Origin of the sequence: Sutcliffiella horikoshii (assembly GCF_002157855.1) — a bacterium.
GTDB lineage: Bacteria > Bacillota > Bacilli > Bacillales > Bacillaceae_I > Sutcliffiella_A > Sutcliffiella_A horikoshii_C.
Genome location: NZ_CP020880.1, coordinates 444,911 through 470,381, shown reverse-complemented (window position 1 = coordinate 470,381; position 25,471 = coordinate 444,911). Strand labels below are relative to the sequence as shown.

The 25,471-nt window shown below is 44.4% G+C and carries 22 protein-coding genes; 5 read left to right on the top strand and 17 right to left on the bottom strand.

Annotated features, from left to right (window positions below; translation table 11 throughout):
• Window positions 1-55: 55 nt before the first annotated feature.
• The 4 genes from B4U37_RS02445 to B4U37_RS02430 form a co-directional block, all read right to left on the bottom strand.
• Window positions 56-568, bottom strand: coding sequence for a hypothetical protein (locus tag B4U37_RS02445; RefSeq protein WP_088016908.1), 513 nt, complete (start codon window positions 566-568; stop codon window positions 56-58).
• 159 nt (window positions 569-727) lie between these two features.
• On the bottom strand, window positions 728-1,648 hold the full coding sequence (locus B4U37_RS02440; RefSeq protein ID WP_088016907.1) for a diacylglycerol kinase: 921 nt from the start codon (window positions 1,646-1,648) through the stop codon (window positions 728-730).
• A 278-nt stretch (window positions 1,649-1,926) separates the two neighbouring features.
• Window positions 1,927-3,465: a flotillin lipid rafts scaffold protein FloT gene (locus B4U37_RS02435; RefSeq protein WP_088016906.1), complete on the bottom strand. Its 1,539-nt coding sequence runs from the start codon at window positions 3,463-3,465 to the stop codon at window positions 1,927-1,929.
• 12 nt (window positions 3,466-3,477) lie between these two features.
• The gene (locus B4U37_RS02430; protein WP_245840038.1) at window positions 3,478-4,053 is read right to left on the bottom strand and encodes an NfeD family membrane protein; all 576 of its coding nucleotides are present in this window, start codon (window positions 4,051-4,053) and stop codon (window positions 3,478-3,480) included.
• A gap of 223 nt (window positions 4,054-4,276) precedes the next feature.
• Here B4U37_RS02430 and B4U37_RS02425 point away from each other — a divergent pair, with 223 nt between their 5' ends.
• A complete protein-coding gene (locus B4U37_RS02425) occupies window positions 4,277-5,152 on the top strand; it encodes a M15 family metallopeptidase (protein ID WP_245840037.1) in 876 nt (291 codons plus the stop codon).
• Between the two features lie 214 nt (window positions 5,153-5,366).
• Here the strand turns inward: B4U37_RS02425 and gatB are convergent, their stop codons facing one another.
• Genes gatB through gatC form a run of 3 tightly spaced genes read right to left on the bottom strand, consistent with a single transcriptional unit; the run spans window position 5,367 to window position 8,591 of the window.
• Window positions 5,367-6,797 (bottom strand): Asp-tRNA(Asn)/Glu-tRNA(Gln) amidotransferase subunit GatB, encoded by a 1,431-nt coding sequence (gene gatB, locus B4U37_RS02420; RefSeq protein WP_088016904.1) that lies wholly within the window; start codon window positions 6,795-6,797, stop codon window positions 5,367-5,369.
• Between the two features lie 16 nt (window positions 6,798-6,813).
• A complete protein-coding gene (gene gatA, locus B4U37_RS02415; RefSeq protein ID WP_088016903.1) occupies window positions 6,814-8,271 on the bottom strand; it encodes an Asp-tRNA(Asn)/Glu-tRNA(Gln) amidotransferase subunit GatA in 1,458 nt (485 codons plus the stop codon).
• A gap of 29 nt (window positions 8,272-8,300) precedes the next feature.
• Window positions 8,301-8,591 (bottom strand): Asp-tRNA(Asn)/Glu-tRNA(Gln) amidotransferase subunit GatC, encoded by a 291-nt coding sequence (gene gatC, locus B4U37_RS02410; RefSeq protein WP_088016902.1) that lies wholly within the window; start codon window positions 8,589-8,591, stop codon window positions 8,301-8,303.
• Between the two features lie 508 nt (window positions 8,592-9,099).
• Between gatC and putP the strand changes: the two genes are divergently transcribed.
• Complete coding sequence (putP, locus tag B4U37_RS02405; protein ID WP_088020098.1) at window positions 9,100-10,608, top strand: sodium/proline symporter PutP; 1,509 nt, start codon at window positions 9,100-9,102, stop codon at window positions 10,606-10,608.
• Window positions 10,609-10,653: 45 nt separating this feature from the next.
• On the opposite strand, the gene B4U37_RS02400 is transcribed toward putP, so the two are convergent.
• The 6 genes from B4U37_RS02400 to pcrB form a co-directional block, all read right to left on the bottom strand.
• Window positions 10,654-11,316, bottom strand: coding sequence for a DUF4397 domain-containing protein (locus B4U37_RS02400; RefSeq protein WP_088016901.1), 663 nt, complete (start codon window positions 11,314-11,316; stop codon window positions 10,654-10,656).
• A 141-nt stretch (window positions 11,317-11,457) separates the two neighbouring features.
• Window positions 11,458-13,002 carry an L-glutamate gamma-semialdehyde dehydrogenase gene (gene pruA / locus B4U37_RS02395; protein ID WP_088016900.1) on the bottom strand — a complete coding sequence of 515 codons (1,545 nt, stop codon included), beginning with the start codon at window positions 13,000-13,002 and terminating at the stop codon, window positions 11,458-11,460.
• 322 nt (window positions 13,003-13,324) lie between these two features.
• Window positions 13,325-14,476: a CamS family sex pheromone protein gene (locus tag B4U37_RS02385; protein ID WP_088016898.1), complete on the bottom strand. Its 1,152-nt coding sequence runs from the start codon at window positions 14,474-14,476 to the stop codon at window positions 13,325-13,327.
• 12 nt (window positions 14,477-14,488) lie between these two features.
• Window positions 14,489-16,495 (bottom strand): NAD-dependent DNA ligase LigA, encoded by a 2,007-nt coding sequence (ligA, locus tag B4U37_RS02380; protein WP_088016897.1) that lies wholly within the window; start codon window positions 16,493-16,495, stop codon window positions 14,489-14,491.
• A 39-nt stretch (window positions 16,496-16,534) separates the two neighbouring features.
• Window positions 16,535-18,838 carry a DNA helicase PcrA gene (pcrA, locus tag B4U37_RS02375; protein ID WP_088020097.1) on the bottom strand — a complete coding sequence of 768 codons (2,304 nt, stop codon included), beginning with the start codon at window positions 18,836-18,838 and terminating at the stop codon, window positions 16,535-16,537.
• A 65-nt stretch (window positions 18,839-18,903) separates the two neighbouring features.
• Complete coding sequence (gene pcrB, locus B4U37_RS02370; protein ID WP_088020096.1) at window positions 18,904-19,590, bottom strand: heptaprenylglyceryl phosphate synthase; 687 nt, start codon at window positions 19,588-19,590, stop codon at window positions 18,904-18,906.
• 278 nt (window positions 19,591-19,868) lie between these two features.
• Here pcrB and B4U37_RS21770 point away from each other — a divergent pair, with 278 nt between their 5' ends.
• Window positions 19,869-20,030, top strand: coding sequence for a hypothetical protein (locus tag B4U37_RS21770; protein ID WP_157663684.1), 162 nt, complete (start codon window positions 19,869-19,871; stop codon window positions 20,028-20,030).
• 256 nt (window positions 20,031-20,286) lie between these two features.
• Here the strand turns inward: B4U37_RS21770 and B4U37_RS02365 are convergent, their stop codons facing one another.
• The 3 genes from B4U37_RS02365 to B4U37_RS02355 are packed head-to-tail and all read right to left on the bottom strand — an operon-like array spanning window position 20,287 to window position 23,475.
• Window positions 20,287-20,598, bottom strand: a complete 312-nt coding sequence (locus B4U37_RS02365) for a YerC/YecD family TrpR-related protein (RefSeq protein ID WP_010191832.1) — start codon at window positions 20,596-20,598, stop codon at window positions 20,287-20,289.
• A 27-nt stretch (window positions 20,599-20,625) separates the two neighbouring features.
• Window positions 20,626-21,684 carry a DUF3048 domain-containing protein gene (locus B4U37_RS02360; protein WP_245840036.1) on the bottom strand — a complete coding sequence of 353 codons (1,059 nt, stop codon included), beginning with the start codon at window positions 21,682-21,684 and terminating at the stop codon, window positions 20,626-20,628.
• A gap of 45 nt (window positions 21,685-21,729) precedes the next feature.
• Complete coding sequence (locus B4U37_RS02355) at window positions 21,730-23,475, bottom strand: adenine deaminase C-terminal domain-containing protein (RefSeq protein ID WP_088016895.1); 1,746 nt, start codon at window positions 23,473-23,475, stop codon at window positions 21,730-21,732.
• Between the two features lie 199 nt (window positions 23,476-23,674).
• Here B4U37_RS02355 and B4U37_RS02350 point away from each other — a divergent pair, with 199 nt between their 5' ends.
• Together B4U37_RS02350 and B4U37_RS22655 are read left to right on the top strand one after the other, a co-directional pair.
• Window positions 23,675-23,989, top strand: a complete 315-nt coding sequence (locus B4U37_RS02350; protein WP_088016894.1) for a YgaP family membrane protein — start codon at window positions 23,675-23,677, stop codon at window positions 23,987-23,989.
• Between the two features lie 96 nt (window positions 23,990-24,085).
• Window positions 24,086-24,190: an EYxxD motif small membrane protein gene (locus B4U37_RS22655; protein ID WP_326929576.1), complete on the top strand. Its 105-nt coding sequence runs from the start codon at window positions 24,086-24,088 to the stop codon at window positions 24,188-24,190.
• Here B4U37_RS22655 and purD read toward each other — a convergent pair.
• Window positions 24,165-25,436 carry a phosphoribosylamine--glycine ligase gene (gene purD, locus B4U37_RS02345; RefSeq protein ID WP_088016893.1) on the bottom strand — a complete coding sequence of 424 codons (1,272 nt, stop codon included), beginning with the start codon at window positions 25,434-25,436 and terminating at the stop codon, window positions 24,165-24,167. The genes B4U37_RS22655 and purD overlap by 26 nt on opposite strands.
• Between the last annotated feature and the right edge of the window lie 35 nt (window positions 25,437-25,471).

Here is a 25,471-nt window from a genome sequence, read left to right as displayed (position 1 = left end):
TTGACTGTTTTTTTAGATTTTTTTATTTTTAGGAAGTTGGTCCTAGTAAGCTACTTCATTCCCCAATCTTTGTAAGCTTGGTTTCCGAATCAATGATTGCCGCTTGATAGGAATCCCCCGCGGTCGTTTCAAAAAGAACACCTTGTACGGTTTCTTCTTGTTCTTCAAGTTTCGTAATATCCACCTTTGATAAGCCGTTTGGATCAAACGTCACTTTCCCTTCTAACTTAAATTGACCATTCCCTATTTCCTCTGCCAATTCAATTTCATGGTCAAGCATCCGCTCCTCTAACCAGCCTGCAAGCAAGGGCTCCACCGTATCTTCCGCTATATTCAGGCTGTCGTTGTATGTAAGAATCATGGAGTAGCGCACATATTGCACGGTTTCCAACTCATTTCCACCCATGCCGACAGAAGTGGAGGAAATGGTGAATTCAGGGTCCGGATCTGTTTGTGCGAACATATTACAACCTGCTAACAGGATGGTGAGAACACACAAAACGGCTAGACTTTTTAAGCTAACCTTCTTAAACATTCCATTAGACTTCATTCTTTTTTTCCTAACCACTACTAACCCCTCCTGGCATTCCCATTTTATTCAACATTAACATATTTTTCCTTGCGTATGTTGCAATAAAATTAAAATGATGCGAGATTCCTATGGAGAAGTGACCCCGCATTATTTTCAAAAAAAATAAGCAGCGGCTTTCTCCTCCGCTGCTTATTACTATTCGCATTTAGCCATTTCGATTTTCTTACGCTTTTCGGTAACAAGGACATCTAGATGACGGTAAAGGTTGACGAACTCACCTGGAAGCAGTCCACCGTACTCGCCGTCCAGATTTAGTTGCATTTTCTCTTGCGTGTTCACTTTAACCCTGTTCGCCTTTGTGTAGATGACTAAATCATCTTTCACATGGTCTCCGCGCAATGCCATGGAAGCTATACGGATGAAGTCTGCGATGTTTGCTTTTTTAAGAATGATCATATCAAACATGCCGTCATTCATGCAGGAGTCTGGCGCAAGCTTTTCGAAACCGCCTACTGAATTCGATAAGGAAACTAAGAACAACATGATTTCGCCTTCAAAGATCTTTCCGTCGTATTCGATTGTTACGTTCGTCGGGCGAATAGATGGAAGCATCTCGATTCCTTTTAGGTAGTAGGCAAGCTGGCCAAGCATTGTCTTCATTTTGATTGGCACTTCATATGATAGCTCGGTCATTTTTCCGCCACCGGCAATGTTCATGAAGTACTGTTCATTTGCTTTTCCAATATCCACTGGCATCGGAACGCCTTCTGCGATGACGTCGACACATGCTAATATATCATCACGCGGCAGGTCAAGGGCTCTGGCGAAGTCATTGGTCGTTCCCACTGGAATAATTCCAAGCTGTGGACGATAGTCCTGTTCTGCCATACCGTTGACTACTTCATTTATTGTTCCATCTCCACCGGCTGCCACCACAAGCTCATACCTGCGTTCAACTGCCAGCCTGGCTGCTTCTGTCGCATCTCCATGTCCGGTTGTGGCATGGCAGGATGCTTCATAGCCGGCTTTTTCTAATCGAACCAACACTTCTGGCAGATGCTTTTTAAACAGCTCGCGGCCAGATGTTGGATTGTATATTACCCTAGCTCGTTTCATTTCCCATCATCCTAAACGTATATTTAACTAAGCCCTCTTTTATATTTATGTGTAGTCTGTCTCTGTATGTTGTTATATAGAATAGTTATATTTACCAATACCACTAAGTAGTGAACCTGTAACCCACTACTGATAACATATTAGCCTATTTGAGTATGGATATGCAATTAAAATGAAAATTTTGAGAAATGCGGGCGACTGCTTCCGAAAACAATGCCCCCACCCGCACTACCACTTATCGTGAGTAGCAATTGCAGATGGAGGCACCAAACTCTTAATTATTCTTCTGTCTTCTTCTCTTCGCTCTTTTTGCTTGTAGCGATTTCGCTCGTTAAGCTATCAATGCTGTGTCGAACATTTGCTTTACCGGAGAAGTTTTCGATTAATTCCTTTACATCAATTCCTGATGACGCTTTTAAAGACTCTTGAAGCGTGGACATCAGGTTTGTTGCATAACCGGTCACTTTGTTGGCACCGCTGTTTTCCCCGCTTCCGCCAGTGTCCACAACCGTGATTTTGTCGATGTTGCCAAGTGGAGCTGCAACTTGCTTCGCGTATTCAGGAAGCATTTTGATGATCATGTCTAGAATAGCCGCTTGACCGAATTGCTCGAATGCTTCTGCGATCTTTTCTTTCGCTTCCGCTTCTGCAAGACCTTTCAGGCGGATAACTTCTGCTTCGGATTCCCCTTGTGCTCTTTGTGCATCGGCAATCGCAAGACCGTCGATACGGACTTTTTCCGCTTCCGCTTTGGCCATTGCTTCGATGCGGTATTTGTTTGCATCTGCTTCAGCCATTTGTTTCATCTTATCTGCAGATGCAGCCTGCTCAACAGCGTAACGGTCTGCATCGGCTTTTTTCTTTACTTCAGAGTCGTATTGACGCTCACGACGCAGGATCTCTTTTTCCTCAAGCTCAATTTGCTTTTGACGCTCGATGATTTGGATCTGCATTTGTTGCTCGGTAACTTCTTGTTTCGCGCGTGCTTCTTCAAGATGGTACGCTTGGTCAGCACGTGCTTTTGCGATGTCTTGTTCGCGGCGGTACTCGGCAACCTTCATTTGGTTGGTTTTTTCCGCTTCTGCGATTTCCGTCGCACGCTCAAGCTCAGCGCGTTGTGCGTCTTTAGCCGCTTCGGCACGCTTGATACGTGTTTCTTTATCCGCTTCAGCTGTTGCAATGTCTGCGTCACGCTTTACTTGCGCGATACGTGGTTTACCAAGAGATTCTAAGTATCCATTGCTGTCACGGATGTCGCGGATGGTGAAGGATACGATGACCAATCCCATTTTCGCTAAATCCTGGGATGCAACACGTTGTACTTCTTGAGAGAATTTCTCACGGTTTTTGTAGATTTCTTCTACTGTCATAGAACCTAAGATAGAACGAAGGTGACCCTCTAATACTTCACGTGCTTCGTTTTCCAGGTCCTCTTTTCTTTTTCCTAAAAATTGCTCGGCAGCTGTTGCGATATCCCCGATGGAATTGCCGATCTTGATGATGGCTGTCCCGTCTGCCATAACCGGTACACCTTGCTCTGTATACACTTCCGGCGTTTTTACATCTAGTTTAATAGATAGTAAGCTTAATGGCTCTGATTGTTGGAATACCGGCACGATGAATGCACCGCCACCTCGTACAATCTTGATTTTGTTACCGGCTTCGTCTGTATGAACATTTTTGCCACCAAGGTAGCTTCCTGTGATAATTAACGCTTCATCAGGACCGACAGTTTTGTAGCGCGCGATGAACACGACAATCAGTACGAAAATTAATGCAACAACGGCACCTATGACAATTATTAATTCCATTCCCATCTTCTCTTCCCCCTATTTATTATAGTTTTCTAATACCTTTTCGTATGGAGTGACAGAGACCACTCCAGTTTGGACGTCGATGATCAGGACTTCCGTATCGTAAGGGATTTCTTCATTTTCGAAGCTCTGTGCAGATCGCGAAACGGTGCTTCCTCCGATGCTTAGTACCACTTCCCCAAACCCGTCTTTCGGAACCGAGATGATGACTCGTGCAAGCTTTCCTTTTAAGTCATCGTCTGTGTAACCGAGTGAAGAATCTGCGGACCTGATTGGTACAAAAACAAAGACGTGAAGCAGTATGACTAGTAGAAGTGCAAGGACGGTGGCAATGGCCAACACCAGCAACCCTGATAGTGGCGAATATTTTTCGACTAGATAGCCCGTTGCTCCAAACACGGTAAAAAATGAAAAGATAAGAGCTGGATCAATAGGGAACGCATCGAATATTCCGTCCACTACGTCAGACAATAAAACGTAAATCAGCGTCAAGCCGCCAAATATGATGAGACACCAGAAGTAGAGTGTCATCATGTCCATTCCAAACATCGTCATAAGCCATCGTTTCCTTTCCTGTTGTATTGAAGGCAACCACCTTTGGAATCCTGATCCCCTTTCCAAAACTTCCTTCCGCTATTATATACGGGTCAAATCTCCTAAAGGTTTCAAAAATATTTCTATTTTTCTACCTTTTTCTAGGACAATGATAGGTGTAAAATAATAGTAGGAATTTACAAACTTTTACCTATTCCATCATAAACCATATAAAAGGGGAAAACTATTACTTATGCTAAAAAAAGGAATTATTTGCGGCGTGGGCCTGAGTTTGCTGGCTGGTTGTACGGGTTTTGAAAGTTTATTAGATGAAAAAGAAGTGTTGATCGGTACTCAGCACGCCACTAAAACGGCGGTACCGCAAATGGCAGATTACGATATGGATTGGAATGTGTTTTTTGAAAAAGAACCGGACGATGGCGACGATGTGGCTGCGGCGGAAGACGATACGGAAGATCCTGCGAACGAGGAGGAACCTGCGGAACCGGCAGAGGAGGAAAAAACTGAAGAGCCTGAGGAATCAGCGGAGCCTGAAGCGATTCCAGTTGTCGCCAACCCCGGCGCGATGAATGTCATGGTCAACAAATTCTGGTCGCTTCCGGAAGGTTACCGCCCAGCTGACTTGATCAAGCCAAATGTGCTGTTTTCTTTTGGCGATGAAAACAGCGACCGCTCCAAATTGCGTGCAGAAGCGGCTGAGTCGTTAGAGATTATGTTCAATGTCGCAAAGGGTGAGGGCATCGAGCTTTATGCGCGGTCTGGCTTCCGTTCTTATGAAACACAGGAGGCTATTTTTAAAAATGAGGTAGCAACATTCGGTTATGAGCAGGCGGTCCTCTATGTGGCACTGCCTGGGACAAGCGAGCATCAGACTGGGCTTGCGATGGACATTACCGCGAAGAGTGTGGGGCTTGAGCTAGTGGAGGCATTTGAGGGGACAGCTGAGGGCAAGTGGCTTGCTGCGAATGCCCATCATTATGGTTTTATTTTGCGCTATCCGAAAGGGAAAACGAATATTACGGGTTATGCGTTCGAGCCGTGGCACTTTAGGTATGTTGGTGTGGATGTTGCTGGGGAGATTTATACGAAGGGGCTTACTTTTGAGGAATATATGGGGGATGTTAGGGAGTTTTAGGTTTGGATAGGATGGGAGAGTACGCGTTATCCGCGATATTGTATATATATCCGCGATATTTTTTGTTTAACCGCGATGTTTTCATTTTATCCGCGAACTTTTCATTTTATCCGCGAAGTCAGCGTGAATAACCGCTATTCGACACAAACCGACACAAACCACCCATAAAAAAACAGAACCCCGACATCCTGTGTTGGGGTTCTACTTATATTACTTATCGCTTCTTAATTTCCTCAATCAAGATCTTGTTCACCATTTGCGGGTTGGCTTGGCCTTTGGAAGCTTTCATGATTTGGCCGACAAGGAAGCCGATGGCGCGTTCTGTTCCTTCTTTGTAGTCCTGGACCGATTTAGGATTTGCATCCAATGTTTCACCGACCATTTTACGAAGGGTGCCTTCGTCCGAGATTTGGACAAGGCCTTTTTCTTTGACGATTTTCTCTGCATCGCCGCCGTTTTCGATTAGTTCTTTGAAAACTTTCTTGGCAATTTTGGATGAAATCGTGCCTTTTTCAAGAAGCTTGATCATGCCTGCAAGCCCTTCTGGAGTCAAAGCTGTATCATCAAGTTCTTTATTTTCGGCGTTCAAGTAAGCTGACACTTCGCCCATCAGCCAGTTGGAAGCTAACTTCGCGTCAGCTCCAGCTTCAACAGTCCCGTCAAAGAAATCGGACATTTCTTTCGTGATGGTCAGAACTTGAGCGTCGTATGCAGGAAGGCCAAGCTCTTCTACATAACGCTTTTTGCGCTCATCTGGAAGAGTAGGAATGTCTGCGCGAACGCGCTCTTTCCAGTCATCATCAATATGAAGCGCTACAAGATCCGGCTCCGGGAAGTAACGGTAGTCGTCAGATCCTTCTTTAACACGCATCAGAATCGTCTTTTTCGTCGCTTCGTCATAACGGCGTGTTTCCTGTTCAATCACTCCGCCAGCTAAAAGAACCTGCTCCTGACGAACCACTTCATGCTCCAGCCCTTTTTGGACAAAGTTAAAGGAGTTCAGGTTTTTCAGTTCCGCTTTTGTTCCAAATTCCTCTTGGCCGACTGGACGCAAGGAAATGTTCGCATCACAGCGCAACGACCCTTCTTCCATTTTACAATCGGAAACGCCGGTATATTGGATGATGGATTTCAACTTTTCCAGGTAAGCATACGCTTCTTCCGGAGTGCGAATATCTGGTTCGGATACGATTTCCACAAGCGGTGTTCCTTGGCGGTTATAGTCGACAAGGGAATAGCCGTCGCCTGTGTGCATAAGTTTTCCTGCATCTTCTTCTAAGTGAAGGCGCGTGATACCAATGCGCTTCTTCTCTCCGTTTACTTCAATATCAATCCAGCCGTTTTCCCCAATCGGTTTGTCATGTTGAGAGATCTGGTAAGCCTTCGGGTTGTCCGGGTAAAAGTAATTCTTACGGTCAAATTTCGTGTCTGTTGCGACTTCACAGTTCAGGGCCATCGCTGCCTTCATTGCGTATTCCACCGCCTGTTTGTTCAGGACAGGCAAGGTTCCCGGATAGCCAAGTTCCACAACACTCGTGTTGGAGTTCGGTTCTGCGCCGAATTCGTTTGGACTTGCCGAGAAAATTTTAGATTTTGTTTTCAATTCTACGTGTACTTCAAGGCCAATAATCGTTTCAAAATTCATGTCTATTTTTCACCCCTTACAGCTGTGGCTTCTTTTTATGATGGTCGGTTGCCTGCTCATACGCATGGGCAACGCGATAAATGGTGCTCTCGTCAAAATGATTTCCGATGATCTGCAAGCCTACTGGCAGTCCGTCCACAAAGCCTGCTGGTACAGAGATTCCCGGTACGCCGGCAAGGTTGACAGGGATGGTCAGGATATCATTTGCATACATCGTGAGTGGATCTTTTGTGTTTTCGCCCACTTTAAATGCCGGAGTCGGCGTAGTTGGTCCGATTATGACATCATATTTTTCAAAAACGTCTTCAAAATCCTGCTTAATCAGCGTACGAACCTTTTGTGCTTTTACATAATAAGCATCATAGTGTCCTGCGCTCAGTGCGTATGTACCAAGCATGATACGTCGCTTCACTTCAGGTCCGAAACCTTCACTGCGCGTCTGCTTGTACATGTCAATCAGGTTCTTCGCATTGTCCGTGCGGTAGCCATAGCGAACACCGTCAAAGCGAGCAAGGTTCGCGGATGCTTCTGATGATGACAATAGATAGTAAGTTGCCAAAGCATATTGGGAGTGCGGCAGGGACACTTCTTCCCATGTTGCGCCGAGTCCTTCTAATACTTTCAGTGCATCTTTAACAGACTTGCGCACCTCTTCGCTCACACCTTCTGCCAGATATTCTTTTGGCACACCGATCTTCAGTCCTTTAATATCACCTGTCAAGCTAGAAAGGAAGTCCGGTACGTCGGCGTTTGCAGATGTTGAATCCATTGGATCAAGTCCAGAGATCGCTTGTAAAAGGTAGGCATTGTCTTCTACCGTGCGCGTAATTGGTCCGATTTGATCAAGCGATGATGCAAAAGCAATCAAACCGTAACGGGAAACGCGTCCATAAGTAGGTTTCAGGCCGACGACGCCACAAAATGCTGCAGGTTGACGGATTGATCCACCTGTATCAGAGCCCAGGGAGAAAAATACTTCCCCTGCTGCTACTGCCGCTGCAGATCCACCGCTTGATCCACCTGGAACACGTTCAAGGTCCCATGGGTTTTTCGTTGCAGCGAAGGCTGAGTTTTCATTGGAAGATCCCATGGCAAACTCGTCCATGTTAATTTTTCCGATGGTGACAGATTCCGCTTGGTTCAGCTTTTCAACCACTGTTGCATTGTAGATTGGATTAAAGTCACCAAGGATTTTACTCGCAGCTGTTGTGCGGATGCCTTTAGTGACGATGTTATCTTTAACACCGATTGGAAGGCCGAATAATAGGCCATGATCTTTTTCCAGTCCTAACGCTTGGTCAAGGACTTTTGCATATTTGCGGGCATTCTCTTCATCAAGTGTCAAGAATGCTTGTACTTTATCGTCGACTTCGTTGATACGTTTGTAGGAAGTATCAACAAGGTCAGAAACGCTGATTTCTTTTTTATGTAAAAGGCTATGTAATTCCGATAGCTTTTTATCAAACAATGACATGGGGGTTCCCTCCTTACTCTTCACTCTTCCTATTCGATAATGCTTGGTACGCGAATCTGGCCGTTTTTGTGGTCTGGAGCATTTTTCAATACCTCATCCACCGGAAGGCCGTCTTTCGCCACATCTTCCCTCATGACATTCTTCATATGTAGAACATGAGAAGTTGGTTGAACATTTTCTGTATCTAATTCATTCAGCTTCTCCGCGAATGAAATAATTGCATCTAATTGACTTGTGAACATAACTGCCTCATCCTCGCTGATCGCAAGACGGGCCAAATGCGCCACATGCTTCACCTGATCCTCCGAAATACGTGACATCCTCTTTCACCTCCACAAAAAATCGAACTTGCACAATACCCCTATCATACTAAACTTTAACCCCCACAAGCAATTCTCACGGGATATTGGCGGAAATTTCTTTAGTTGGGTAAAGAGGGGGGGACCCTCAATGCGTTAGTGCACTAAAGAAACCCTCTCTCTCCTCTCTATAATCGTTTTTGTTTTGGGTGTGGTATGTTTCGGTTTTTTTGAGGAAAAATAAGTGGGCATTCTGGGTAGAGTGATGGTAAATATGGTTGCAAATATTACAGCAATATTACGTGTTTGATAATTCTGAATAGTTTTACTTTAATTAATTGTCAAGTGGGAAGTATCCCCATTGTATCAAGGGGTAGCGTGTTTTTCTTCCTATTGAAAAAGGTTTTAATCGCTTGAATTAAGGGAAATACTTTGTTAGCTTAAATACTCGTAACCGTTATGAGAGCAATTTGGGGCGCCGAAATTGCTGATGTACAAACAAATTAAAGATAATTCAGGAGTTGATATTGTGGAAACAGGAGTATTTATTTCCCTAGCACTTTATTTTATCGCCATGCTAGGAATAGGTTTATATGCCTATAAAACATCTACCGACGATATTTCAGGCTATATGCTTGGTGGACGTCAATTAGGACCTGGAGTAACTGCACTATCTGCCGGGGCATCTGATATGAGTGGCTGGATGCTAATGGGTTTACCTGGTGCCATGTATGCATCCGGTGTATCTAGCATGTGGATCGCTATCGGACTTACAATAGGAGCATATGTAAACTATTTGGTCGTTGCACCTCGTTTAAGAGTTTATACAGAAACTGCGAATGACTCCATAACAATCCCAGATTTCTTTGAAAACCGTTTTTATGATGGAACTCGAATTTTACGCTTCGTATCAGCTATAGTTATCATCATTTTCTTCACACTCTATACATCCTCTGGTTTAGTTTCCGGTGGTACACTTTTTGACAGTGCATTTGGATTAGACTACAAAACCGGCTTATTCGTAACAGCTGGTGTCGTAGTAGCTTATACATTGTTTGGAGGATTCTTGGCAGTTAGTTTAACGGACTTTGTTCAAGGTGTCATCATGCTTATTGCCTTAGTATTAGTGCCAGTTGTTGCTTTTACTGATTTAGGTGGTGTCGGTGTAACACTTGATGAAGTACGTTCCATAGATCCAACATACTTAGATATGTTTAAAGGGACAACAGTACTTGGAATTATCTCCTTACTTGCTTGGGGACTTGGTTACTTTGGACAGCCTCATATCATCGTTCGATTTATGGCAATTAAGTCGATCCGTGATTTCAAAGCTGCTCGTCGTATCGGAATGAGCTGGATGATCGTTTCTATCATCGGTGCGATGGCAACTGGATTAGTTGGGATCGCATACGTTAACCGTACAGGAATGGAATTAGCTGATTCAGAAACAATCTTTATTGTTTTCTCTCAATTCTTGTTCAACCCACTTATTAGTGGATTTTTACTTGCAGCAATCTTGGCAGCTATCATGAGTACCATTTCTTCTCAGCTACTTGTTACATCAAGTGCGCTGACAGAAGACTTTTATAAAACATTTTTACGCCGTGAAGCGTCAGATAAAGAACTTGTCCTAATCGGACGTATCTCCGTATTGATTGTTGCAATCGTAGCAATCATGCTTTCCTTGACACCAAACGACACAATCCTTAACCTGGTTGGTAACGCATGGGCAGGATTTGGTGCTGCATTTGGTCCAGTGATAATCTTAAGTCTTTACTGGAAACGCATGAACCGTTGGGGTGCACTTGCAGGTATGCTAGTTGGTACCATCACAGTATTAATTTGGATCTATGGTCCATTCACCATTAACGGCGAACCGCTGACTGATTTCTTATATGAAATTATTCCAGGATTCATCCTAAGTACGATTGCCGTAATAGTTGTAAGTTATATTACAAACTTCCCACGTAAAAAAGTACGTGAAGGCTTTACGGAAATGGAAGAAACAATGGAAACAGAAACAAATAAAGTAGATTAATTCATACAAAAGAGAACCCGTTCATTTGGACGGGTTCTCTTTTTTTTACTTCTCGCTATCCACCAACACAATCACTTCTAATTTGTCAGCTGTATTTACTGCAAAAACACTGTACACTGTATCTTTTTCAAGCTTTGTTCCAGATAGGTCTAGAACTTGTTTTTTATCAGGTGTTCTGATTTCTAAATCGTATGTTCCCGGCTCAAGTTCCTGATAAACGGAAATGTCTTTAAAAGATAGTTCACTGAAGACCGTGTCCCCTTTAATTACTCCTACATCCACCTGTGGAGCATCTGGAGAAAGGTGACCAACGCGTGTGAACGCTTTTCCTTTAGGTGCTTTTCTAGTGTCTTCCACAGCAATCATTTCAAGGTTCGCAAGCTTATTAACAGCCGCTACCGTGTATGCTTTGCCACCTTCTACTTCAAGTTGCTGAGCAATAACTGGCTGATCTTTTTTCCCAGCAGGAAAAACTTCCACTTTATGTGGACCTGCAGGAAGCATTAAGTAATCAGTAGCATCCTTAAATTTCGCACCCTCTACCGCTGCATTTCCATCCACATAGATGTCCACAGCCGGAGCGTCAGGAGATGCATGCAGGATACGGACTTGTGCATCTTGCTTGTTGTTTCCATTCGCTGCAGCCAAGTTGCTCATTCCACCTAATACAAACAGCAACACCGTTAAAATACTAAGGAATTTCTTCATTTTATATCTCCTTTTCATTCTATATTTGAACACATTTGTTAGTATGAAATGTTCGTGTGGAAAATATGTAAAAAAGTAGCATTTTAACCAAAAAAAGAAGCTGACACCCAAATAGGCATCAGCTTCCTTCTATTAAAATTATTACAAAGTTTCAGATGTTGTTTTTGCTTGTAAGTGAAGCAATAGGTAGTCAGGACCGCCCGCTTTGGAGTCCGTTCCAGACATGTTGAATCCGCCGAATGGTTGGTATCCAACGATGGCACCTGTGCATCCACGGTTGAAGTAAAGGTTACCTACGTGGAAGTCTTCACGAGCCTGCTCGATTTTTTCGCGGTTGTTTGTGATAACCGCTCCAGTCAAGCCATACTCTGTGTTGTTCGCAATTTCAAGCGCATGATTGTAGTCTTTTGCTTTTGCGAATGCTACAACTGGTCCGAAGATCTCTTCTTTCATCAGGCGAGCTTCTGGGTCTACGTCCGCAACGATTGTCGGCTGAACGAAGAATCCTTTGGAGTTGTCTCCTTCTCCACCTGCAAGGATGCGTCCTTCTTCTTTTCCAATAGCAACATATTTCATTACTTTATCAAATGCAGCTTGGTCGATAACAGGTCCCATGTAGTGGTTTTCTGTTGGGTCGCCAACTGTCAATTCTTTTGTCAGTTCAACTGCACGGTTCAATACTTGGTCATACACATCTTCCACGATTACCGCACGGGAGCACGCAGAACATTTTTGACCGGAGAAACCGAATGCAGATTTTACGATGGATTGTGCTGCCAACTCAAGGTCGCCCTCGCTGTCTACCACAATCGTATCTTTTCCACCCATTTCAGCGATTACACGCTTCAGCCAGATTTGGCCAGGGTTCACTTTAGAAGCACGCTCATAGATTCGTAAACCAACGTCACGAGATCCTGTGAAAGAAATGAAACGAGTGCGTGGGTGGTCTACAAGGTAGTCCCCTACTTCTGCGCCGCTACCTGGTACAAAGTTAAGTACACCAGCAGGAAGTCCAGCCTCTTCCATTACTTCTACAAACTTAGCTGCAACAACCGGAGTTGTAGATGCAGGCTTCAATAGTACAGTGTTACCCGTTACAATCGCCGCTACTGCTGTACCAGCCATGATTGCAAATGGGAAGTTCCAAGGAGAGATGATGACACCTACACCTAGTGGAATATAGTTATAACGGTTATATTCGCCAACGCGGCTCTCTAAAGGCATACCGTCTTTCAATTTCAGCATTTGACGCGCATAGTACTCAAGGAAATCAATTGCTTCCGCTGTATCAGCATCTGCTTCATTCCAAGGCTTCCCTGCTTCTTTTGTTAAAAGTGCAGAGAATTCGTGCTTACGACGGCGAATGATTGCTGCCGCACGGAACAAGATGTCTGCTCTTACTTCTGGCTTCACTTTACGCCACGTTTTAAACGTTTCGTCTGCAACTTGCATTGCTTTTTCAGCCAAGTCACGATCCGCCTTTGACACACGACCAACAACCTCTTCTTTATTTGCAGGGTTCACGGATACGATTTTATCTTCTGTCGTAACACGCTCTCCACCAATAATTAAGTCGTAATCTTGTCCTAAATAAGAGTCCACCAATTTCAAGCCTTCAAGATAAGCTTGCTTGTTTTCCTCATTAGTGAAATCAGTAAATGGTTCATGTTTGTAAGGTAATACCATTACATTCGCCCTCCTTTGCATTCTAAAGCGCTTGCATACAATTCTCATTCTACCTTATCATTACTAGTCTTTCAAATATTGTTTATATTCTAATAGGAAGAAAATAATGGAGGGACTGGAATGGTGCGTCAGACGTGAGACGGATATGTTTTTTGCAAAAGTTACAATAAGGTCCAAAAAAGTCACAATCACCTTTGAAAAAGTTACAATAACTCCAAAAAAAGTTACAATAACCTCTGAAAATATCACAATCAGCCGTCCCCAAACCTTCCCAGTACAAAAAAACCCACTATCCCATAAAGAATAGTAGGTTCTGACAAAATTAATAGATATGAACAAACGGTTTTTCGGATCCGGCATCCCTTACAATCAACGCTTCTTCTCCGCTGATGGAAGAAATGGATACTTGTAGATTGATATAATTCGGGAAGTGCTCCACCACCAGTCCCGTTACATACTGGGTGAAACCGATCAACTCGGCTTTTCCGTTAAACTCCATATTCACTTCAATCGAAAGCTGTTGAAGTTCACCATCACGGTAATAACCTTTTCCGATTACACCTGTATGGTTTGGAAAATAATCGTCAATATCAAGCTTAAAATTCTCAAATCGGACAGCGTCATCACGATATAGTTCTGTGGTATCACTGTTTGGGAAAAGGTGATATTCTTCGTTTACAGCGTCCCATTTCCCAATCGAGTTATCGCCTTTTGCAACATTCGCTTTTGCGATAAAACTTCCAGGGACAACGGCATTGGCTGGACTTTGTTTATACAATCCAATGATAATCGGAACATTCTCTAGCCCTTCCATGCCACGGACTCTTCTGATAACTTCTTCCGCTATTTTTTTCCCTTCAGCTTCCAGTTCGTCATCTGGAATCACATATTCCCTCGGATAGCCGCCTTCTTCATCTGTCAGATTATAATAATGAACAGAGTTCAAGGCGATTCCAATGGAAACACCGCCTAGTTCCACCTGATCTTCACCCTTGCGGACAAGATAGTTTTGTTCTTGAATATGTGCAAGATAGATGGGACTTTTCTCATTCGTATCTTCCGTATCCACTCCGCGAATCAACGGGGGATTTAACCCAGGCTTTTCCTCATCTTCAGGATCTACCCGTCCCAACCAGCTTTTTATCGTGTCACGCTTTATATATTGCCCTTCCTGATACAAGTAGCTGTCAGAGGGGAATACCTCCTGCGCCATTCTCATCAGTCCGGTTTCCAATTCTTCCACATCGACCCGGCTGTTTAGGCGCGGGGCGATTTGGCCGCGGGTTTCCCCTGGCTTGTAAGGAAGGATTGTTTGATAATAGTCATCTGATATTTTATATCTAGGAACAATAGCTTGTTCCGTGTTTTCCTGCTGCGCTGGATCTTGTACCACTTCTTCCTGCTTCTCGAAGCCTGGCACACATCCGGTGGCAAAAAGAGAAACAACAAGGAGCAACGACAAAAACCTTTTCACTTCCAACACCTCTTATGATTGTATTTCCTTAAGCATTTGTGCTTCGTTCCAAACTTCTATTCCAAGCTCCTGGGCCTTCGTAAGCTTCGAGCCGGCCTCTTCTCCAGCAATAACTAGGTGCGTGTTCTTGCTGACGCTTCCCGTCACTTTTCCGCCAAGCTGCTCAATGGCCGCCTTCGCGTCATTTCGTGACATCTCTTCCAGTTTCCCTGTTAGGACGATCGTTTTTCCTGCAAAATAAGAATCAACGTCTTCCGCGCTTACAGGTTTTGGCCCTTTATAGGCCATGTTAACACCAAGTTCTTTCAGCTCTGCAAGTAGTTCTTCCACTTCCGGCTGTTCAAAATAAGTGACAATGGAGTCTGCCATCTTGTCGCCGATCTCGTGAATCGCCGTCAGCTCTTCTTTCGATAAGCTTGCAAGTTTGTCCATATGATCAAATTCCTGTGCCAATGTTTTGGCTGCTTTCGCTCCGACCAGTCGGATTCCTAGTCCAAACAGAAGGCGCTCCAACGAGTTTTCCTTCGTTTTTTCAATAGCAGAAATCAAGTTATCCGCAGACTTCTCACCCATTCGCTCAAGTTCTAGAAGCTGTTCTTTTGTTAATTTATAAAGATCTGCCACGTCTTCGATCAAATTCTCACGGAAAAGTTGGGCAATTACCTTTTCACCAAGACCATCAATATTCATGGCGTTACGAGATACAAAGTGAATCAATCCCTCACGAATTTGTGCCGGACATTTCGGGTTGATGCAGCGCAACGCCACTTCCCCTTCAATACGGACTAGTTCGCTCTCACATTCCGGGCAGTGTGTCGGCATTGTAAAATCACGCTCTTCACCAGTTCGCTGCTCTACAAGTACATTCACCACTTCAGGAATGATATCTCCAGCCTTTTTAACGATAACGGTATCACCAAGCTTGATGTCCTTTTCACGGATGAGGTCTTCATTATGTAAGGACGCGCGTTGGACCGTCGTGCCAGCTACACGCACAGGTTCAAGGATAGCCGTTGGTGTCACCACACCTGTACGGCCAATATTTAATTCAATATCAAGAAGCTTAGTGGTCACTTCTTCTGCCGGAAATTTGTACGCAATGGCCCATCTTGGACTTTTTGCCGTAAAACCTAGCTGTTCTTGGTGTTCGGTGTTATCCACTTTAATAACGATACCGTCTATATCATACGACAGATCCGGGCGTTTTGTGTGCCAAGCTGTGACATATTCCAAAACTTCTTCGATGGATGTGCACACTTTTCTTTCCGTATTTGTTTTAAAGCCGAGCTTATCGAGGTAATCTAACGCCTCGCTGTGGGAATCCACACCTGCTTCTCCTGCATCCGCAAGACTATATACGTACACGGACAAGTTACGGGATGCAGCAATCTTCGGATTAAGCTGACGAATAGAACCTGCCGCCGCATTACGCGGGTTGGCAAACGGCTCTTCTTCGCGCTCCATTTTTGCCGCGTTTAGCTTTTCAAAGGAGTTCTTCGGCATATATGCTTCGCCGCGAACCTCCATCGTTACCGGTTCTTTTAAACGCAAAGGAATGGATTTTATTGTTTTGAGGTTCATGGTGACGTCCTCACCTTCTGTTCCATCCCCACGAGTGGCACCAAGAACGAACAGGCCATCCTCATAGCGCAATGAAACGGCAAGACCGTCAATTTTCAGCTCGCACACATATGTCACATCGTCGCCTACAGCCTGTTTCACTCGGCGGTCAAAGTCACGCAAGTCGTCTTCGTTGAAGGCATTGCCAAGGCTGAGCATCGGCGTACGGTGCTCGACCTTGTTGAACATCTCAAGAATATTCCCTCCCACACGCTGAGTTGGAGAGTCTTCTGCTTGCAGTTCTGGATGCTCCTTTTCCAGCGTTAATAGCTCTTGTAAAAGAGAGTCGTATTCGGCATCTGAAACAGACGGTTTGTCCAGCACATGATATTCATAATTATATTGGTTCAGCACATCATGCAGCTCGAGAACCCGTTTTTCAGCTTGTTCTCTTTCCATGCAATGTCGTCCTTTCTTTTTTGGCGGTTGTGTGATCTATTATTGAACCTTCGTCACAGGGGCAAATTTGGCCAAGAGGCGTTTGATGCCTGTTGGACTTGGGAAGGCGATGTCGAGCTCCTTGCTGTCTCCGTCTCCTTTGACACTGACAACGGTGCCGACTCCCCATTTTTTATGTTCCGCTTTGTCTCCTACCATCCAATCCAAGTTTTCTCCACCCGTTGCAGTCAGGCCACGGGATGGTGCCGTGGTGCGGCGTGCCGTTTGGGAAGCAGGACTTGCTGCCCGTGCTCTTCCAGCAGCTGAACTACCTCCAAACGGGGACGCAGAACCGCCTCCAAAACTTGACCCACGTCCACCAAATGGCGTTGGGCGGGATGCAGCTTCTTTGTTTTCTTCGCTTTCTAGTAATTCTTCCGGTATTTCTTTTATAAAACGGGAAGGCGGGTTGATGTTTGTACGGCCGAACAGGGTACGCATCTGTGCATTCGTGATGAATAGCTGCTCTTCGGCACGTGTGATTCCAACGTAAGCCAGGCGGCGTTCCTCTTCCATCTCTGCTTCTTCAAACAGCGAACGGCTGTGAGGGAATACCCCTTCCTCCATTCCAATTAAAAATACAACAGGGAATTCGAGTCCTTTTGCAGCATGGAGAGTCATTAAAATAACGCCTTCCTGCTGTGCTGGATCTTCCTCGTCCAATTTATCAATATCTGCAACAAGCGCCAGGTCGGTAAGAAAAGCAACCAAGCTCTTGTCATCATATTTTTCTTCAAAATTCTTCGTAACAGACAAGAACTCATCGATGTTTTCCAGTCTGCTTTGGGATTCAATCGTTTTGTCGGCTTTCAGCATTTCACGATAGCCTGACTTTTCAAGAATCTCTTCCACTAGTTCCGTCACAGAGATGTACTCTTGCATTTGCACATACCCTTCAATTAACGAACGGAATTCTTTCAATTGTGATGTAGCACGGCCACTGACGCCAATCAAGTCTACCTCAGCAAGTGCCGTGTAGATGGAGATATCATGCTGTGCCGCGTAATTGGCAATCTTATCAACGGTTGTTGCTCCGATACCGCGTTTTGGTACGTTAACGATACGCTGTAAGCTGATGTCATCGTCCGGATTGGCAATCAAACGAAGATATGCCAGGATGTCCTTGATTTCTTTTCTGTCGTAGAACTTGGTCCCACCGACGATTGTGTAATTGATGTTGGACATGAGGAGCATTTCCTCCATCACACGGGACTGGGCGTTTGTACGATACAAAATCGCAAAGTCACCAAGCGTGCGTGATGGATTTTGTCGCATGAGTTCACGCATTTTTCCAACCACAAACTGTGCTTCCGACTTTTCGGAGTCCGCTTGGTAATGAATGATTTTTTGCCCTTCATCGTTTTCCGTCCAAAGGTTCTTCTTTTTACGGCCAATATTATTATCGATCACTCGGTTCGCCGCTTCTAGAATACGTTTTGTAGAACGGTAATTCTGTTCAAGCAACACGACTTCCGCGTTCGGATAGTCCTTTTCAAAAGATAGGATATTGGCGATATCCGCTCCGCGCCAGCGATAGATGGACTGATCAGAATCCCCTACCACACAAAGGTTCTTCAGGCGGTCCGCTAAAAGATTAACAAGGGTATATTGCGCTCTGTTTGTATCCTGATACTCATCCACGTGGATGTATTGAAACTTTCGTTGATAGTACTCGAGCACTTCTGGAACACGCTTAAAAAGATGGATGGTCGTCATAATTAGATCATCAAAATCAAGCGCCTGGTTCTTTTTCAGCCTCTTTTGGTAGTCTGTGTAGATTTCCGCTACCTGCTGTTCATAAGGACCAAGTGGCTGTTTTGCGTATTGCTCTGGATTCATCAGTTCGTTTTTGGCAGAGCTGATGGTACCTAGGATGGTTCTTGGTTCGAACTTTTTCGGATCGATATTGCGGTCTTTTAAAATATTCTTGATGACTGACAGCTGATCGGTCGTATCAAGAATGGTAAAATTGCGGTTCATTCCGATGCGGTCGATGTCCCGGCGAAGGATTCGCACACACATGGAGTGGAATGTGGAGATCCAGATGTCTTCTGCAGCCGGTCCGAGCAGTTTTTCCACACGCTCTTTCATTTCGCGGGCAGCTTTATTTGTAAAGGTGATCGCAAGGATATTCCATGGCGCCACCTGTTTTTCGGCCATCAAGTAGGCGATTCGATGCGTGAGCACCTTGGTTTTTCCACTTCCCGCTCCGGCCATGATGAGGAGGGGTCCGTCCATTTTTTTCACTGCTTCTTTTTGCATGGGGTTCAGTCCCTCAAGAAGCCTTTGACTTAAATATTGCATTTTTTTCACCGTCCCAACAAACATATGTTCTTATTTTCTATCATACTAAAATGGCTCTTCATAATCTACTTATTTTTCACAGCGTCTACTGTTCTTAGTGCTTCTTTTAAGTTATCATACACGGCGTTGCCGACAATTACGGTGTCGGCGTGGACTGCCATTTCTTTGGCGCGTTCAGCTGTGGAGATGCCGCCTCCGTAGAACAGTTGCGTTTTTTCTAACGTTTGTTTTGCCGCCTGGACCATTTCCACGTCCCCGTACGTACCACTATATTCTAAGTAAAAGATAGGCAGATTAAACATCTTCTCCGCCAGTCTTGCATAGGCGATAACATCTTCTTTGTCGAGGTCTGTTTTTGCTTCTGTCAACTTGGCAGCCTTGCAGTCAGCATTAAGGATGCAGTACCCTTCTGCCACGATCTCTTCCCAGTTCATGATATCTCCGTACTCTTTTAGCGCTTCTATGTGAAGGTCTGTGACCCATTCTGTCTTTCTGCTGTTCAACACACTTGGGATAAAATAAAAATCAAATCCCGGTGTGACCGATTCGATGGTGGAAACCTCCAATGCACATGGCAAGGAATATCTGCGCACCCTGCTCATCAAACTCAGCACATTGTCCAATGTGACCCCGTCCGTACCTCCGACTAGAATTGCATCTGTGCCAGATTCGCACACAAGCTCTAAATCTTCGTCCGATATCTCTTTATTAGGATCCAATTTAAAAACGTGCTTCCACTCACGTATTTCCATTAACACTGCAAACGTCCCCCATTCTAATTTTCCATTCCCCTATTATAGCAAAATCCCGGCTAATACGAAAAAGAGAAACGGAGATTGTCGACTGGAAGTTACGACCTTTTTCCGATAGACCAAAAGTTATATTTTGCATGCAACCTGTTATTCCTTTTGTATAAAGGGTAATTAGATAACTAACATCTTTAGTAATGCTTAGGAAAATAGTTGTCTTTTGATAGATGGATGCATATCGCAATCGTTTCAAAATATGATGTGATAAGGAGGTGTCCAACATGCCTATGTGGCTATGGTTTGTTATCGGCTTTGCTATTCTCTTGGCGTTCGGTGCTCTTGTGGATTACTTCGGAAAAAGAAGAAGGAGAACGGCTGACCCTTCAGCTTCAACTAAAACAGTCGACCAAGTAAAATCAAACCAGGAGACGTTTTATCGGTGATGCATGGTTTGTTAATAGACTTTTGGTGGGACCGCTTCTTAAATAAAGAGGCGGTTTTTTTGTTTATGTGGTTAGGAGGAGTTGAGAGAAACCGGTCTATTAGACTTTTCTCAAGGGTTTCTCCACCGTTCGGGCGTATAGAGCCCTTCTATTAGACTTTTCATGGGCTTCCTCCCATTGTTCGAGCAGATAGAACCGAGCTCCATCCATGCAAAAAAGGTGGCCCACTGCACTTCCAGCGGGCCACCTTTTCACTTTACACTTCTTCTGTTTTCTTTTCTTCTGCAATACGCTCAAGCGCCATCTCATATGCGTCGTTACCGTAGTTCAAGCAACGCTTCACACGGGAGATCGTCGCAGTGCTTGCACCAGTTTCTGTCTCGATTTTATGATACGTGAAACCATCTCTCAGCATTCTTGCCACCTCTAGGCGCTGTGCCAAAGATTGGATTTCATTGATGGTACAGAGGTCATCGAAAAATCGATAGCACTCTTCCATATCTTTTAAAGAAAGAATAGATTCAAAAAGTTGATCCAATTCTTTTCCACGTAGTTTATTGATTTGCATGATTGATATCTCCTTTGCTAATTAAGACTAGTAAATGACTTTTTCTAAATCTGGGATAATTTGAATCCACGTTTTACCCGGGATAAGTGGGACCTGTTCGCCATTTTTGTAGGGAAGGATCTTGCCGTCCACCGATTTCCATTCGACATCGAAACGCTCTCCATGTTGGATGAGCACACCGTTGCCGCCTGAGGTTATATCAATTTCTCTTCTTCCCTGTTTATCGACCACAAGATGAGACGTTTCTACTAAGAAAACATTATGAGCCACAATCTCTTCCTCTGTTTCAAGGTCCGTGTGCTTCACGCCGCCGCTATAGCGGACATAGGCTTTTCGTTCAGCGTCGTATCTATATTCAACATGTGTTGCCTGTCTGGATGAGTATTCGATTTTCACTTGTTCTAAAGCGGTACCTTCATAAGGGTTGATCTGTCCTTTTTTCAAAAAGGTGAAAGGTTGGACTTCCGCTTGTGTTTCATAGTTTAGCTGTTCTGCGCCTTTTTGGATATTTTCTGAGCTGATGTAGGAATTATGCGGCGCCTTTCGGAAACTCGCTCGTTTGAAAAGCGTTCCGTCATAGGTCAAGCCGTTTATTCCATCTACTTCTCCAGCTTGAATCTTCTCTTTGGCACCAGGACTCCAGCCATGAAACACATACAAAGCGTCATAGGCTTTTGCCAGGTCTACAAAATAGGCTCTTGAACTTCGGACAGGGCCGACAGTTTCCGGCATTTCACTGTGAAAAATCGCAAGGAGCCTTGTAATATCTCCTTCTGCCAGCACTTCATACACTACATCTGCTTGATGCAAACCAGACTGTGGCCTTGCTTTAATATCATTATTCACCATCACCGCAACCGGACGGGCATCTACTTTCTCCTCTACCATTTCTCCAGTGAACGGTGCTTGCTCTTGCTCCATCGGTTCGGAAACTTCTGTCGCCACCTGTTCTTCCTCTTCTATCGCTACCTCCGCGGTCTCTTGACTTTGCTCTTGACTAGAATCAACATTTTTTTCGTTATTGGATTGACAGCCTGCCAACATAAGCATAAGGCTTGCCAACAACAACATCTTATTACTACTCATCCTAACATAAACACAACCTTTAGTAATTTTACATACTTTTATATTTTAACGCATTATTGACGGAAAGAGTACCGTTTTATTCATTACATCGTATATTCCTCTAGGTGTTATTCTTATATAAGGAAGATGTGTGGATGATAAAAATAACAATGTATAGATCGGATCGTTAAAGGTGTAGCCTCGTTCAAACAGCTGATTTCGCAGTTCTGTTTCCTGCTTCATCAACTCCTCCATCCTACAATCAGACAATCCCCCTGCAAGCGGTAATGGGATGTCACAAATGACTTCTCCGTCTTCCACCAGCACCATTCCTCCGCCTAAGTCTTTCATATGTTGGAAAGCTTTCATCATGGCGCTTTTGTCTTTTCCGATCAGGACGATATCCCCTGTATTGGAGTAGGAACTCGCAAACCCTTGAACATGTGTCCCGAATCCTTTAAGAATCGTGTTCACACGCCATTTCCCTTTCCGGTCGATCAGCATGAGATACGACTGATCATGGGTAGTGGACAGGCTGTCACCTGAAACATCCACTGAGATAGTATATGGCTTGATAATCACTTCGTTAACCATTTCCATCCCAAGTGCCATCGAAAATTGCAGGTCATCCATGCTTAAGTCCCAACCGAGTTTCATTGGCTCTAAGCCAAGCGAAGACCAATTCTGGGCAGGGAAAGCCTCTTTGACCGGCTCGTTATCCCTTGTCACCCACATCCCTTTTGACAGCACGGAAACCGGGGTCGGCTCTTCTTTTGCCTTCAGGAAGTTGATGTTTGCTATCCGGCCAGGAGCAATGCTTCCATGCAATTTATCCATTGAAAAATGTCGGGCTGCATTATAAGAACCCATTCGGTATGCCTCTATTTCCGGCACCCCTTTGTCTAAGGCAATCGCGATGGTCCGGTCTATGACACCGCTTTCATAAAAGCTCGGTGTTGAGCCGTCTGTATTGAAAAAAGTCTGGTCATAATAATGAACACCTGAAGCCTCAAGCTCTTCTAAAATTAACGGTAGATCCGGTCGGATGGACGAATAGCGCAAAGAGGCGTGATATCCTTGTGAAACCCGTTTGATTACATCTGCTCCATTCATCGCTTCATGGTCACTATGAATGCCAAGCAACTGCATTTTAGTCAGCGTCTTTTCAGAAGCACCTGGAAAATGGCCTTCTACAGGCTTTTTGCGTGCATTCGCTTCTTGTACCCAATGCAAGATCAAGTCGTCTCCTGCCATCAATTTCGGCCAGCTTGTCAATTCTCCGCCCTGCATAACAAGGGGATGATTCAACCAACTTTTTATATTGGGCGTTGAGAAAATATCATCCTCATTTTTAATTTCTGTCTGCGCATCAAATCGGCACCACCAATACATCGTCGCAGCTGACTTGTTCATTTCTTCTATAAAAGAAAACGCTTTCTTTTTTGTCATCTGCAAAGTAAGCATCAAATTGTCATTGACGAAGGTGGTCGTTCCCAATTTGGATGCATATTGCGCAAAGGACAGGGGATTATAAAGTTGAAACGGATGCACATGCGGTTCGATGTAACCTGGAACCAGGAATTGCGATGTACAGTCGACCATTTCCGTGTTCTCTGTGTTGGCCGGCAGTTGGTCCCCTACATAGATTATTCGATCTTCATGGATCCAAATGTTTGCCGTCATCCACGCTTTTAATTGCACATTTAAGTATGTTGCATTTGTTAAAACTAAAGTCGGTGCCTGTTTCCCATCAATCACGGCAACCTGTTCTCGAATTTTTCTGTTTTTCCATCTATATGCTTGTTCATGCATGATTTATCACCCACTCTTTGTGAGATTGTATCTTTGTCACATTTGTATGATTTTTCTAGTGAATATTATTTTGATATAACCTCTTTTTACCATGTTACCACAACAGAGTCATACTTGCATTACCGTTCTTGATAATTATGTGAAAATTAATGCAATTTAATGCTTTAACTTAAGAAAATTATACTTTGGAGGGATTAGGATGAAAGTGAGACCAAATATCAGCATCATTAATGCGATGATTCGCATCACAGCAGGATTTGCTACATTAGCGTGGATTACAAGCAAAATGGTTCGACGTCCACACCGCGACTCCTACAAACTTGTCGCACTTCTAGCAGGAATGAAAATCGCAGAAGGAATCCTGCGCTACTGCCCGCTAACAGCAGGCTTCGAACGCTTCCAAGAATACCGTAACGACCACAACAGCGAAAACAACCACTACAACTTCGACTTCGACGACTTCGAAGCCAAAGCAAACGCCGACAGCGACGCGGATTCTTATAATCCTTCTTAAGGGTAAAAGGGGCTAAAAAGAAAAAAACACCTTTGGGGGTCAGACCCCCAAAGGGTTTTCGTCACTCACGTCGAACAGTATAAGGAGGTGTGAAAAATGCTTGAGTATTTAACAGATATGTCGTTTGTGTTAGCGACGATTATTGGTGGTATTGTGGCTATTTTGTATGTGTTTGTTAAGAAGAAACGCCGGACGCAATAGCTTTGTGTGCGATGTCTTTGCGATAAAATAGATTATCGCATTTTACTTTGCGCAACTCTTCGTACACTTTTTTCTGCGCTTCCTCTAAGCTGTCGCTTTGTGCTGCGACCAACAGCACGCGGCCGCCGTTTGTTACGAGTTTTCCAGCCTTAGCTTCTGTCCCGGCATGGAACACCAAACCTTCACCAACTTGGTCAGCTCCTTCTATGACCGCACCATTTTCATATGCTTCCGGATAGCCTTTGGATGCCATTACTACACCAACCACAGACGCTTCTGACCACTTAAGCTCCAATTCTTCGTCTCCACGCAAAACACCTGTCAAAACTTCCGCCAAATCTGATTCAAGTCTTGGCAACACCACTTGTGTTTCTGGATCTCCAAAGCGTGCATTGAATTCAATTACCTTTGGACCTTTCTTTGTCAAAATCAACCCTGCATATAAAATACCAACGAATGAACGTCCTTCGTCCACCATTGCTTTAGCTGTTGGAAGCAACACCGTTTCCAACGCCTCTTCCACAACAGAGTTTGGGATTTGCGGCACTGGCGAGTATGCTCCCATGCCACCTGTGTTTGGTCCCATGTCCCCGTCAAACGCACGTTTATGATCTTGCGCGATGACCATCGGATACACTTTCTCACCGTTCACAAATGCCATAAAAGAGAACTCCTCTCCTTCAAGGAATTCTTCGATCACAAGCTTAGAGGATGCTTCTCCAAATTTGGATTCTGCCATCATTTCGCGCACTGCTTCAAGCGCTTCTTCATCTGTCATGGCTACCACTACGCCTTTTCCAGCTGCCAATCCATCAGCCTTCAGGACAATTGGTGCACCTTTGCCTTCAATATATGTTCTGGCTTCCTCGTAATCTGTGAACGTTTCATAGCCAGCTGTCGGGATGCCGTATTTTTTCATAAGATCTTTGGCAAAGCCTTTGCTTCCTTCTATGAGAGCCGCTGCTTTGGTTGGTCCGAATACTTGAAGTCCCGCGGCTTGGAATGCGTCGACAATTCCGTTTAGTAAGGGTACTTCAGGTCCTACCATGGTGAGATCTATTTGGTTTTCTTTTGCAAAATGAATCAAGGAGTCCGTGTCGGATTCTTGGATGGGTACAAGCTTTCCGACTGCCTCCATGCCGATGTTTCCTGGTGCGATGAAGACTTCTGTTACGGATGGGCTTTGTGCGAATTTCCAGGCGATGGCGTGTTCGCGGCCACCTTTTCCGATTACGAGTACTTTCATGGTTTTTCCTCCTGACGTGTTGAGGGATCTATATT

Coding starts and splice junctions, on each gene's coding strand:
- B4U37_RS02440 (WP_088016907.1), bottom strand. CDS start 1,648: ATGAAACGAGCTAGGGTAATATACAATCCAACATCTGGCCGCGAGCTG.
- B4U37_RS02435 (WP_088016906.1), bottom strand. CDS start 3,465: ATGGGAATGGAATTAATAATTGTCATAGGTGCCGTTGTTGCATTAATT.
- gatB (WP_088016904.1), bottom strand. CDS start 6,797: ATGAATTTTGAAACGATTATTGGCCTTGAAGTACACGTAGAATTGAAA.
- gatA (WP_088016903.1), bottom strand. CDS start 8,271: ATGTCATTGTTTGATAAAAAGCTATCGGAATTACATAGCCTTTTACAT.
- gatC (WP_088016902.1), bottom strand. CDS start 8,591: ATGTCACGTATTTCGGAGGATCAGGTGAAGCATGTGGCGCATTTGGCC.
- B4U37_RS02400 (WP_088016901.1), bottom strand. CDS start 11,316: ATGAAGAAATTCCTTAGTATTTTAACGGTGTTGCTGTTTGTATTAGGT.
- pruA (WP_088016900.1), bottom strand. CDS start 13,002: ATGGTATTACCTTACAAACATGAACCATTTACTGATTTCACTAATGAG.
- ligA (WP_088016897.1), bottom strand. CDS start 16,495: ATGGAAAGAGAACAAGCTGAAAAACGGGTTCTCGAGCTGCATGATGTG.
- pcrA (WP_088020097.1), bottom strand. CDS start 18,838: ATGCAATATTTAAGTCAAAGGCTTCTTGAGGGACTGAACCCCATGCAA.
- pcrB (WP_088020096.1), bottom strand. CDS start 19,590: ATGGAAATACGTGAGTGGAAGCACGTTTTTAAATTGGATCCTAATAAA.
- B4U37_RS21770 (WP_157663684.1), top strand. CDS start 19,869: ATGCCTATGTGGCTATGGTTTGTTATCGGCTTTGCTATTCTCTTGGCG.
- B4U37_RS02365 (WP_010191832.1), bottom strand. CDS start 20,598: ATGCAAATCAATAAACTACGTGGAAAAGAATTGGATCAACTTTTTGAA.
- B4U37_RS02360 (WP_245840036.1), bottom strand. CDS start 21,684: ATGAGTAGTAATAAGATGTTGTTGTTGGCAAGCCTTATGCTTATGTTG.
- B4U37_RS02355 (WP_088016895.1), bottom strand. CDS start 23,475: ATGCATGAACAAGCATATAGATGGAAAAACAGAAAAATTCGAGAACAG.
- B4U37_RS02350 (WP_088016894.1), top strand. CDS start 23,675: ATGAAAGTGAGACCAAATATCAGCATCATTAATGCGATGATTCGCATC.
- B4U37_RS22655 (WP_326929576.1), top strand. CDS start 24,086: ATGCTTGAGTATTTAACAGATATGTCGTTTGTGTTAGCGACGATTATT.
- purD (WP_088016893.1), bottom strand. CDS start 25,436: ATGAAAGTACTCGTAATCGGAAAAGGTGGCCGCGAACACGCCATCGCC.